The sequence below is a fragment of the Nocardia sp. NPDC004722 genome, from assembly GCF_053601505.1.
In genome coordinates, this window is sequence record NZ_JBSGBY010000282.1 from 1 (window position 1) to 10,604 (window position 10,604).

Genomic DNA, 10,604 nt, shown 5'->3' on the forward strand with positions numbered 1-10,604 from the left:
AGACCAATATCGTCAACGGCTTCCTCGGCGACAAGAACGTCAACGTGGTCCAGCCCATCGGCGGCAAATGGTCCTACTACCAGGACTGGGACAACACCGTGCGGCTGTGGGATGTGAACTCCCGCAGCCGGATCGGGCAACCGTTGACCGGGCACACCGATCGGGTGTCTTCGGTCCGGTTCAGTCCGGACGGGACGGTGATCGCCAGCGGCAGTCACGACGGCACGATCCGCCTGTGGCGGGTCGCGCGGAGCTGAGCGGCTACCAGCGCACCATGGGCAGCGGGCGGGTGGGGTGCGTCACCGCCCAGGACGCGGCCCGGCGAGCCAGGTAGGTGTGGAATCCATGGTAGGGCAATTGCGCGACAACCGTTTTCACCTCGGCGCGGGTCAGCGGCGCGCGAACCAGCCCGCGACTGGCGTCGATCCGGTCGGCGATCCGGAAGGTCTCGGTCAGGCGATCATCGACGGTGCGCAGCCGATGATGATCGAGCACCATCCGCCGCGCGGCCTCGAGGTCCTCGATCCCGAACTCGCCCGCGTGCACCGCGACCAGGTCCGCCGAGGGTTCGAGATAATCCCAGGTTCCCGCGCTCCAGACGCCGAGGTCGTGCACGGCCCACGCGAGCGCGGCCACGTCCGGCACCGGCTCGCCCAGCAGCAGCTGCTGAAAGTTCAACGCCCGCAACACATGATTGCGATACGCGGGCAGCACGTCGCCGATCCGGTCCCGATATCGCTCGAGTACGGCGTCCACGATCGGATGCGAGGTCTGGACCTGCATATCGTCTCCTGAGGATCGACACGGGTTGGCGCCAGCCTAACCCGATCCGCACCGCCGTTCCGGCTCGAGCGCGCGCTCTTACACGGGGTCGATCTGGGTGACGTAGAAGCGGTTTCCGTCCTCGTCGCGGAAGGCGAACATCAACGGGGCGGTATCCCAGTCGAGCAGCTCGCCGACCCGGAGGCCACGACCGGTGAGGGCGGCGTGGGCGGCACGGGCGTCGGGGGTGCCGAGGCGGATGCCGGTGTCGATGCCCGCGGGCAGTTCCGGGCCGGAGCGGACCAGCGACAGCGACGCCGCACCGTCCGGGAAGTCGAGTTCCAGCCAGCGGAAACCCGGCTGCAATTCGGCGTCGAGGCGCGTTTTCAGCCCGAGGGACTCGAACAACTCCTTGGCCCGGTCCTGGTCGGTCACGGGCACGGCGACGGTGAGCATGGCACTGCACAGCGGCTTGGTCATATCCGATCAGACGAGGCGACGCCGCTTAATTCATCGCACATCCCGGCGCGGTCTGGTGAAGTGAGCGGATGGAGGCGAGCGATGTGCTGGATCTGCACCGGACCTGCGAGCGCGACGGTGTCACGATCTGGATCGACGGCGGCTGGTGTGTCGATGCGCTACTGGGTGAGCAGACGCGCGAACACGGGGACCTGGATGTCGCGGTGCGGCGGGGCGATGCGGCGCGACTGCGTGAGATCCTCACGGAGATGGGCTATCTCGCGGACCCGCGGCCCGACGAGACGGAGTGGAACCATGTCGTGCGGCGCGGTGACGGCGCGGCGGTCGACGTGCACGTCTTCGAGCACGATGCCGACGGGAGCGTCACCTACGGCATCGCCTATCCGGCCGAGTCGCTGACCGGCACCGGAACCATCGCGGGCGAGAAGGTGAACTGCATTGCCGCGCAATGGATGTTCACGTTCAAGACCGCCTATCCGCCCGCCGCCAAGGACCTCGCCGACGTGCGCGCCCTGGCCGCGCGATTCGGTTTCGAGGTGCCCGCCACGCACCGCTGAAGCTCAGCGGTCGGCGTCGCGGTTGCGGTGCTTGGTGGTGCGGTTGTAGCGACGGCCGTTCGGAATGGGCTGGGCGGCATTGGATCTGCGGAGCTCGTGGCGTTGCCGCCAGGCGGCGAGATCCGGGCGCTCCGCCTTGGCGGGCGCGCCGCTCTCCACAGATGCGCCGCCGTCTGCGGGCTTGGTCTTCATGGGGTCCCCCGGAGTATGTGTTCGTAGACGCGAACACGCTAGGGGGTACAACGCCCGAGCTCCAGCGAATATTGCCTCAGCGGCCGGGTTCGGCGTCCGGCGCTTCGAACGGCACCACGGGATCCCGGGGCGTGAACTGGGTTCCGGCATTGGATCCGGGGTAGGGCCCGAAGCTGATCTCCGAACCGTACTGCGGCGGAGCGATGATGTCCGGCTCCGGCCGCCGCCCGCCGAAGGGCAGGTATTCGCCGGTGCCGAGATCGTCGGAGGTGCTCAGCGCGGTGAGCAGCAGGACCACGACCGCGGCGGCGAGTGGCTGCGCGACGAGCACGGCCCAGCCCTCCACCGAGGGCGCGAATTCCACGATGCTGTGCACGGCGGGATGCTTGGGCCGGGTGTGCAGCTGCTCGGCGATCGCCTCGCCCACGATCTTGGCGAGGAAGGAACCCAGCAGGGATCCGAAAAGGATGCCGCACACCAGGATCGGGCCGCGGACCTTGCGCCAGCGCCAGACGGCGGCCGTGCCGAGCACACCGACCACGATGCCGATCAGCACGAAGATGGCCAGCGCGTCGAAGCGGTGCATGCTCTCGCCGGTGAGGGCGGTGCCGCGGTCGGGTTCGACCACCAGCAGTTGCTCGGCGGGCGCGAGGAACGCCCACACCACCCCGGCCGCGGCGCTCACCGCGGCGAGGGCGAGCAACACCACCGCCGCCGCGCGTACTTCCCGCCGCACGATGTCGACGCGTAGCCCGCCCGGCTCGGCGGTGAGTGTGGTTGCCACTAGCGGTGTTCCAGGCCGGTGGAGTCGAGCACCCCGTGCCGGGAGCATTTCGCCCACCAGCCGTCGGGACTGACCTGCACGATCATGCGGCGACCACATTGTTCACAGAAGCGCGGGGGTTCCAGGCCCAATGCCGCGGCGGCCGGGACGGAATCCTCCAGCCCCGGAACGATCCGCTTACCCGTGAACGGGTTGTAGCGCTCCTCGATGTCCACGATCACCTCGATGGATCCTTCGTGTCTATGGAGATAACGGGCAATGTCTATGAAGACGACAGGCAATGGCCTCGGAGACCGTACCGCTAAGGTACCGGTTTTCCAAGGCTCGCCCATATCAGCGGGTTTCGCAGGAGATCAGAAGGATTCGTTGAGCGCCTTGATCGGCATCTTGAGCTCGCCGAGCAGATCGATGTCGGATTCGGCCGGACGACCCAGGGTGGTCAGGTAGTTGCCGACGATGACCGCGTTGATGCCACCGAGGATGCCCTGCTTGGCGCCCAGGTCGCCGAGGGTGATCTCGCGGCCGCCCGCGAAGCGCAGGATGGTGCGCGGCATGGCGAGACGGAATGCGGCGACGGCACGCAGCGCGTCGGCGGCGGGCAGCACCTCGAGGTCGCCGAAGGGGGTGCCCGGGCGCGGGTTGAGGAAGTTCAGCGGCACCTCGTCGGGCTCGAGCGAGGCCAGGTCGGCGGCGAATTCCGCACGCTGCTCCAGGGATTCGCCCATGCCGAGGATGCCGCCGCAGCAGACCTCCATACCGGCCTCGCGCACCATGCGCAGGGTCTCCCAGCGCTCGTCGTAGGTGTGGGTGGTGACCACGTTCGGGAAGTGCGAGCGCGCGGTCTCGAGGTTGTGGTTGTAGCGGTGCACGCCCATGGCGGCGAGCTGATCGACCTGCTCCTGATTGAGCATGCCCAGCGAGCAGGCGACCTGGATGTCGACCTCGTTGCGGATGGCCTCCACGCCCGCGGCGACCTGCGCCATGAGGCGCTCGTCCGGGCCGCGCACGGCGGCCACGATGCAGAATTCGGTCGCGCCGGTCTTGGCGGTCTGCTTGGCGGCCTCGACGAGGGAGGGGATGTCGAGCCAGGCGGCGCGCACCGGGGACTGGAAAAGGCCGGACTGCGAACAGAAGTGGCAGTCCTCCGGGCAGCCGCCGGTCTTGAGCGAGATGATGCCCTCGACCTCGACCTCGGGGCCGCACCACTTCATGCGGACGTCGTGGGCGAGACCGAGCAGCTCCTCGAGCCGGTCGTCGCCGAGCTTCAGGACCTCGAGGGTCTGCTCCTGGGTCAGTCCGACGCCGCGCTCGAGCACCTGCTCGCGGGCGATGGCGAGAATGTCCTCACCTGCTGTGGTAACAGCTTCGGTGGTGACGGCTGCCTGGGTCATGTCCGCGCGCTTCCCTTCGTCCGGCCGCGTGTGGCCGACCAACTTGAACGGTGTTCAGGGTAGGCTAGCAGTCCGGAACGTGAGCGGGAACACGAGAGGGTCGGGTTTTTCAGTGCAACTCCATCGCACGGACGTGGTCGACGGGGCCATCGCCATTCTCGACCAGTACGGACTGGCGGATCTGACCATGCGCCGCCTGGCGACCTCGCTGCACGTCCAGCCGGGGGCGCTGTACTGGCACTTCCCCAACAAGCAGGCGCTGCTCGGCGCGGTCGCCGACCGCATTCTCGCGCCCATGGACGAGGCCGTCACCGCCGACGAATGGTCCAAGCAGATCACCGAATTGGCGCATCGGCTGCGCGAATGCCTGCTCGCCTATCGCGACGGGGCCGAATTGGTCTCGGCCACCTACGCGTCCCGGCTCACCACCAGCAAGGGGCGGGAACGGCTGGCCAGCGCCGCGATTCGAGCGGGGATGACGCGTGAGGAAGCCGACCTGTCGGCGTACACGCTGCTGTACTACGTGCTCGGGCAGACCGTCGACGAGCAGTCCCGGATTCAGATGGACTCGGTCGGCGCACTGGCCGAAGAGCATTCACCGCTCTACGACACCACCGACGCCACCGCGCGGTTCGATTTCGGGTTGCAGCTGTTCGTCAGCGGCATCCGGCATCTGCTCGGCACCCGCGTGCGCTGACCCGCCGGGCTAGGGATAGACGCTGTCGGTGAACCAGACGAAATGCGCACCGCCATCGGTGGTTTGCCACAGCAGGCCGGTGAACAGCAGGACGAAAACGGCGATCACGGCCGCCGCGACGCGCACGCGAATCATGCCCGGCAAGATACGCGCACCCGTGACCCCGGCGCACCGCGATATTTCCGAACGGTAGAGTCCGGGCGGTCATTCGACGGCGGGTGCGGGAATCCGGTGCAATTCCGGGACGGTCGCGCCACTGTGAGTACCGGGCAACCGGTACGAGTCAGACCTCCCCCGCCGCGCAGATCTCTCGAGAGGCCGCGCCATGCCCAAGGAGCACCGTCATCGCCGCGCGCGATCACCCCATCGCCGCGCAGAATTCAGCGCCCGCCCGTACTCGCGCCGCCGCGCGCCGGGCGAAGCGCCCGTGTCACGGCATGCGCTGTCGCAGCCCGCCCGAGGCCCCCGAACCGCGCGATGAGCCGGGCGCGATCCTCGCTCGCCCTGCCCGTGCTGGGAATCCTGCTCTGCGCGGCCATGATCGTCGCCACCGGGTTCGGGGCCCAGACCATTCCGGTCGCGGACGTGGTCGACGTGCTGCGCCAGCGAACCACCGGCAGCGCGCCCGCAAACCTCGGGCTCGACACCATCGTGTGGCAATTGCGGGTGCCGCGAACGATTCTCGCGGCCATCGTCGGCGCGGGACTGGCCGTGGCCGGGGCGGCCATGCAGACCCTGGTCCGCAATCCGCTCGCCGACCCCTATCTGCTGGGCGTCTCCTCCGGCGCGGGTGTCGGTGCGGCGGCGGTCATCACCTCCGGGCTGTTCGCCGGAGCCGGACTCTGGGCGCTGTCGTCGGGCGCGCTCGCCGGGGCCTTGCTCGCCGCGACGTCGGTCTTCCTGATCGCCCTCGCTCAAGGTGGGCTCACCCCACTGCGATTGGTGCTCACCGGCACCGTGCTCGGCTCCGCGTTCGCGGCCCTGAGCAGCTATCTGATCTTCCGTAGCAGCGAGCCCTCGGCCGCCCAAACCGTCCTGTTCTGGCTGCTCGGCAGCCTCTCCGGTGCGGACTGGCATCGAATCGCGCTGCCCGCCTGCGTCGTCGGCGCGAGCCTGGCCCTCCTACTCCTGGCCGCCAACTGGCTCGACGCCCTCAACCTCGGTCCCGATACGGCCGCCACCATCGGAGTCCCGGTGCGCGAGCTACGAATCGGCCTGTTCGTGCTGCTGGCGGTCCTGGTCGGCATCCTCGTCGCCGTCTCCGGCGGCATCGGATTCGTCGGCCTGGTAGTCCCCCACGCCGCCCGCCTCCTGGTCGGCCCCCGCCACCGCGCCCTTCTCCCCGCCGCCGCCCTGTCCGGCGCCCTCTTTCTCGTCGTAGCCGACGCCGCCACCCGAATCCTCGTCCGCCCCACCGAAATCCCGGTAGGCGTTCTCACCGCCCTCATCGGCGCCCCCACCTTCCTGCTGCTCCTGGGCCGCCGCCGCTACCAGTTCGGCGCGGCATGAGCACCGACCGCCCCGATATCGCAGCAGGCCGCCTGGCCTCGGCCACACAGGGCCGTGCCGACGGACCCGGCCAACCCAGGTCGAACGACAGTCGGACCCGGACGGGCGCGACCGATCGGCGGTGGGTGCTCGGCGGATTGCGAAGGCCCGCACGTCCGGTGGGGGCCGTCCGACCGGCGGTTGCGGGTGCGGGCGGGGTCGAGGTCTCGGGACTGGCCTGTGCCGCCGGTCGGCGGACCGTGCTCGAGGGGGTCGAGTTCGCGGTGCGTCCGGGCGAGACGGTGGGGATCGTCGGGCCCAACGGGGCGGGGAAGACGACGTTGTTGCGGACGCTGGCCGGGCTGATCGCTCCGGCTGCGGGTGAGGTGCGCGTGAACGGGCGTGCCCTGCATCGGGTTTCGCTGCGGGAGCGGGCTCGGCTGCTGGGGCTGGTCGGGCAGCACGAGCAGCCGCCGGAGGATCTGCTGGTGGGCGAGTTGGTGGCGTTGGGGCGGACGCCGTATCTGCCGCCGTGGGGCGCGGGCGGGGCCGAGGAACGCGCCGTCGTGGACGAGGCGCTGCGGCAGGTGGATCTGGCGGGGTTCGCGGGGCGGCGGGTGCATCGGCTGTCGGGTGGGGAACGGCAGCGGGTGTTGCTGGCGCGGGCGCTCGCGCAGGAGACGCCGGTGCTGCTGTTGGACGAGCCGACCAATCATCTGGACGTCGCCCATCAGCTCGAATTATTGGCGCTGGCCCGGGAATTGACGCGGACCGTGGTCATGAGCCTGCACGACCTGAGCCTCGCCGACCGCTTCTGCGATCGCGTACTCGTGCTCGACGGCGGGCGGGCGCACCCGCTCGCACCGCCCGAGACCGCCCTGCGGCCCGAGATCCTCGCCGAGGTCTTCGGTCTGCGCGCCCACCGGGTGCCGGATCCCCAGGCGGACGGCACCCACCTGATCATCACCGGACGAAAGGCCCTCCCTTGAGCATGATTTCGAACTTCGCCCGGCTGGGCTCCCCAGCCCGGTGGGTACGGTCGCTGGCTGTCGTCTCCGCGCTGGGTGCGGTGGCGGCGTGTGGGTCGCCGCAGGCTGCGACGGGGAATCTCACCGTGCGGAATTGCGGTGTGGAGACGAAGTTTCCGTCACCGGCACAGCGGATGTTCGTCAATGACGGAAATCTGATCTCGATGGTGCTGGCGCTGGGGGCGCAGGAGCAGACGGTGGCGGTGTCGAGTTTGAAGCGGGACGCGGAGACGCTGCGCAAGCATTACGGGGATGCGGTCGAGAAGTTGAATTCCGTTGCGCCGGATTACCCCTCGCGGGAGACGGTGCTGGCGCAGCGGCCGGATGTGATGGTGGCGGGGTGGAATTACGGGTACTCCGAGTCGGCCAATCTGACGCCGGAGTCGTTGCGGGCGGCCGGGGTCGCACCGTATGTGCTGACCGAGAGTTGCCGACGTCCCGATGGGGAACGCGGCGTCGTGGACGCGTGGACGGCGTTGCGAACCGATCTCACCGCGCTGGGGGCGATCACGGGGCGCGTCGGCCAGGCCACCCGGGTCAACAGCGATCTCGACAAGCGGCTCTCGGCGCTGCTGGACGCGCCGAAGGCCGCGAAACCGCCGACCGTGTTCGTGTTCGACAGCGCCTCCGACACCGTCATGTCGAGCGGGAAATTCGGTGCGCCGCAGGCGATCCTGGAGGCGGCGGGGGCGCGCAACGCCCTCGACGACGTGGCCGACACCTGGACGCCGGTGTCGTGGGAGCGGGTGGCGGCCGCCGATCCCGATGCCATCGTGTTCGTGGACTATCCGCCGCAGACCTTCCAGCAGAAGGTGGATCTGCTGCGCGCCAAGCCGGGCATCCAGAATCTGCGGGCCGTCACCGAGGGCAAGTTCTTGAATCTGCCGTACGCGCTGTGGACGAGCGGGCCGTTGAACATCGACGCCGCCGAGCAGGTGCGGGCGCAGCTGGAACGCTGGAATCTGGTGCCGCGGTCCGGGATTCGCGCCGCCTCCGACGATACGGTGCGTTGACGGGTCAGCGGCCGACGTCGACCGTCGCGGCCTCGTCACGCTGGATCTGCCGCACGAACGGCACCACCTGATTGGCGATGACCATGTTGTATTCCTGCGGCCGCTCGATCGGGTTGGCGTGCCCGGTGGTGTGCGTGGTCACCACCAGCAGCGTCCCGTTCACCCCGCCGACCTGGTCGATGAGCACCTTGTGCGAGTACTCCACGTCCACGGTCGGATCGTCGTAGGGGTTGTGCGGCCGGATGAACACGATGGCCGGGCGCGGTTTGCCCGCCGCGGGTTTGGCCAGCGCCCGCAGATCGTCCACCGCGCCACCGGCCACGATCGCCTTGAACTGCGCCTCGATCAGGCCGTTGCTGGCGGCGTCGGTGTTCAGGATCTTGTCGCGCACAACGTCTTTCAACGCCGAGCGGAACTCGCCGCCGCGGATCACGTACCGGCCGCCCACGAAACGGTCATGGCGCGCATAGGTTTCCACGACCAGCCGCAGCAACCGGCTCTCGCGCGCCCCGGGCACCCAGCCCATCCAGCGCAACATTTCCTCACCCTGGTCGCGGGCCTCGGGACGCACGGCGTCGAGATCCACCGGCGTGCAGTCCAGGATCACCGCCTGCACCCGCTTGGCACTGCCGGTGTGCAGGTGCTTGGCGATCTCCAACGCGATCACCCCGCCCATGCTGTGCCCGGCCAGCACCACCTTCGACGCCTTGGCGGCATCGGTGACCTTCACGATCAGATCCGCGATGACCTTGGTATCGATACCGGTCTGGTCGTAGCGCACCGCCCACACCGAGCCGAGGTTGCGCAGCGACGGCAGGGCGCGCGCGGTGTCGGAGGCGTCCAGCACGCCGAGCCCGACCAGATCGAAGACGGCGGTATCCCCCGCTTGCGAATCCGCGGGACCCGCGATGGGCAGCACCGCGGGTTCGGTGCGGGCCAGCCGGTCTTGTTCGGGCAGCACGTCCGCGCCCAGGTATTCGGCGAACGCACCCAAGGTGACCAGCGGAATCAGGCTCAGGCGCAGCAACATCAACCGGGTTCGCCGCCACCTTGACCAGCCCGCGCCGGTCCGGGTCGCGCGCAGCCGATCGCGACGCCGACGATCGTCGTACTCGGCGACTCCGGAGGGATGCGGGAAACCCGGCAGGGCCATACCAATCAACTGTACGAATTTCCAGCGCTTCATCCAGGCTTGTCCTGGCTGACATCTCCTGGTACGGCGGCGGCCATTCGGACGTGAGCGACGAAAAGGCTTCGGCCGGAATCCGAGCGGATTCCGGCCGAAAGGCGAACAGGGTCAGTGCCGGGCGGCGTGTTCGGTGAGTCCGGCGAGTTTGGCCAGCGACATACGGAACCCGACCTCATTGTCGGTCGGGGACAAACCGGGCGGCAGATTGTCGTGCCGCGCGGTCACGCGGGTGCCGCCCGGGGCGTCGTCGAGGGTGTAGGTGACGGTCATCTCGCCACGCAGATCCGGGTCCTCGGTTTCGAATTCGACGGTCTGTACCACCTCGCGATCGGGGACGACGCGGGCGAACACACCGTGAAAGGTGTCGGTGTGCGCGGTCGACTTACCGGTCGGGCCGGGCAGGTCGTAGGTCAGCGAGATACGGAAGCGGCCGCCGACGCGCGCGTCGAATTCGTGGACGCGGCTTGTCATTCCGTCGGGGACCATCCACGTTCGGACCGAACGCGCATCCAACAGCGCCCGGAAGACATTCGAGCGCGGGGCACCGACGAACTTCTCTACTCGGGTGGAAGGCACGCCGCCACCCTACGCCGCGTGTGATGAAGATCACGACAGGTTCACGTGATGTTCGGCGAGTCCTCCGGCGCTTCGGGCAGCGACAGCGTGGCCAGCATGCCGCCGCCGGGCGCGGGATCCAGTGTGACGGAACCGGAATGGACCTCCGCCACCCAGCGCACCAGCGACAGCCCGATGCCGTGCTGCCCGCGCGCGCCGACCGCGCCACGCCGGAAGGGGTCGGTGAGTTCGGGATCCAGCCCCGGCCCGTGATCGCGCACCATGACCTGTCCGGCGGCGACCCGCACCTCGACCGGGGTGCCGCCGTGCACGAGCGCGTTGTCGATCAGGTTGCGCACGGCCAGCGCCAGCACGACCAGATCGATGAGCTGATTGGTGGCGGTCACCGGATCCGGCTCGATGCCGAGCGAGCGCGCGAACACATTCGCCGACCCACCCGGAATGACG

The 10,604-nt window shown here is 69.0% G+C and carries 16 protein-coding genes; 6 read left to right on the forward strand and 10 right to left on the reverse strand.

The window, feature by feature from the left end:
* Nucleotides 1-257 (forward strand): WD40 repeat domain-containing protein (locus ACWELQ_RS25325; RefSeq protein WP_452399537.1); only part of this gene is annotated, 257 nt, incomplete at its 5' end.
* A 4-nt stretch (nt 258-261) separates the two neighbouring features.
* Here the strand turns inward: ACWELQ_RS25325 and ACWELQ_RS25330 are convergent.
* Complete coding sequence (locus tag ACWELQ_RS25330; protein WP_452399538.1) at nt 262-783, reverse strand: hypothetical protein; 522 nt, start codon at nt 781-783, stop codon at nt 262-264.
* 78 nt (nt 784-861) lie between these two features.
* Nucleotides 862-1,242 carry a VOC family protein gene (locus tag ACWELQ_RS25335; protein ID WP_452399539.1) on the reverse strand — a complete coding sequence of 127 codons (381 nt, stop codon included), beginning with the start codon at nt 1,240-1,242 and terminating at the stop codon, nt 862-864.
* Nucleotides 1,243-1,310: 68 nt separating this feature from the next.
* Here ACWELQ_RS25335 and ACWELQ_RS25340 point away from each other — a divergent pair, with 68 nt between their 5' ends.
* Entirely contained in the window at nt 1,311-1,799 is a 489-nt protein-coding gene (locus tag ACWELQ_RS25340) for a nucleotidyltransferase domain-containing protein (RefSeq protein ID WP_452399540.1), read from the forward strand.
* Nucleotides 1,800-1,802: 3 nt separating this feature from the next.
* On the opposite strand, the gene ACWELQ_RS25345 is transcribed toward ACWELQ_RS25340, so the two are convergent.
* The 4 genes from ACWELQ_RS25345 to bioB all read right to left on the reverse strand — a co-directional run bounded on the left by ACWELQ_RS25345 (nt 1,803) and on the right by bioB (nt 4,166).
* Nucleotides 1,803-1,991, reverse strand: coding sequence for a hypothetical protein (locus ACWELQ_RS25345; protein ID WP_452399541.1), 189 nt, complete (start codon nt 1,989-1,991; stop codon nt 1,803-1,805).
* A gap of 76 nt (nt 1,992-2,067) precedes the next feature.
* Nucleotides 2,068-2,775 (reverse strand): DUF2567 domain-containing protein, encoded by a 708-nt coding sequence (locus ACWELQ_RS25350; RefSeq protein WP_452399542.1) that lies wholly within the window; start codon nt 2,773-2,775, stop codon nt 2,068-2,070.
* Nucleotides 2,775-2,990 (reverse strand): biotin synthase auxiliary protein BsaP, encoded by a 216-nt coding sequence (gene bsaP / locus ACWELQ_RS25355; protein ID WP_452399551.1) that lies wholly within the window; start codon nt 2,988-2,990, stop codon nt 2,775-2,777. Before bsaP ends, ACWELQ_RS25350 begins: the two co-directional genes overlap by 1 nt.
* Before the next feature lie 138 nt (nt 2,991-3,128).
* Nucleotides 3,129-4,166, reverse strand: a complete 1,038-nt coding sequence (bioB, locus tag ACWELQ_RS25360; protein ID WP_452399543.1) for a biotin synthase BioB — start codon at nt 4,164-4,166, stop codon at nt 3,129-3,131.
* A gap of 112 nt (nt 4,167-4,278) precedes the next feature.
* Here bioB and ACWELQ_RS25365 point away from each other — a divergent pair, with 112 nt between their 5' ends.
* Nucleotides 4,279-4,863, forward strand: a complete 585-nt coding sequence (locus ACWELQ_RS25365) for a TetR/AcrR family transcriptional regulator C-terminal domain-containing protein (protein ID WP_452399544.1) — start codon at nt 4,279-4,281, stop codon at nt 4,861-4,863.
* 9 nt (nt 4,864-4,872) lie between these two features.
* Here ACWELQ_RS25365 and ACWELQ_RS25370 read toward each other — a convergent pair whose 3' ends face one another.
* Nucleotides 4,873-4,998 carry a hypothetical protein gene (locus tag ACWELQ_RS25370; protein ID WP_452399545.1) on the reverse strand — a complete coding sequence of 42 codons (126 nt, stop codon included), beginning with the start codon at nt 4,996-4,998 and terminating at the stop codon, nt 4,873-4,875.
* A gap of 342 nt (nt 4,999-5,340) precedes the next feature.
* Here ACWELQ_RS25370 and ACWELQ_RS25375 point away from each other — a divergent pair, with 342 nt between their 5' ends.
* The 3 genes from ACWELQ_RS25375 to ACWELQ_RS25385 are packed head-to-tail and all read left to right on the forward strand — an operon-like array spanning nt 5,341 to nt 8,392.
* A complete protein-coding gene (locus ACWELQ_RS25375) occupies nt 5,341-6,372 on the forward strand; it encodes a FecCD family ABC transporter permease (protein WP_452399546.1) in 1,032 nt (343 codons plus the stop codon).
* Entirely contained in the window at nt 6,369-7,340 is a 972-nt protein-coding gene (locus ACWELQ_RS25380; RefSeq protein WP_452399547.1) for an ABC transporter ATP-binding protein, read from the forward strand. Before ACWELQ_RS25375 ends, ACWELQ_RS25380 begins: the two co-directional genes overlap by 4 nt.
* 2 nt (nt 7,341-7,342) lie before the next feature.
* The gene (locus ACWELQ_RS25385) at nt 7,343-8,392 is read left to right on the forward strand and encodes an ABC transporter substrate-binding protein (protein WP_452399552.1); all 1,050 of its coding nucleotides are present in this window, start codon (nt 7,343-7,345) and stop codon (nt 8,390-8,392) included.
* Nucleotides 8,393-8,396: 4 nt separating this feature from the next.
* Here ACWELQ_RS25385 and ACWELQ_RS25390 read toward each other — a convergent pair whose 3' ends face one another.
* From ACWELQ_RS25390 to ACWELQ_RS25400, 3 genes are all read right to left on the reverse strand, one after another.
* Nucleotides 8,397-9,545 (reverse strand): lipase family alpha/beta hydrolase, encoded by a 1,149-nt coding sequence (locus ACWELQ_RS25390; protein ID WP_452399548.1) that lies wholly within the window; start codon nt 9,543-9,545, stop codon nt 8,397-8,399.
* Nucleotides 9,546-9,689: 144 nt separating this feature from the next.
* Complete coding sequence (locus ACWELQ_RS25395; protein ID WP_452399549.1) at nt 9,690-10,157, reverse strand: SRPBCC family protein; 468 nt, start codon at nt 10,155-10,157, stop codon at nt 9,690-9,692.
* Nucleotides 10,158-10,198: 41 nt separating this feature from the next.
* Nucleotides 10,199-10,604: sensor histidine kinase (locus ACWELQ_RS25400; RefSeq protein ID WP_452399550.1), on the reverse strand; the 406-nt coding region annotated here is incomplete at its 5' end.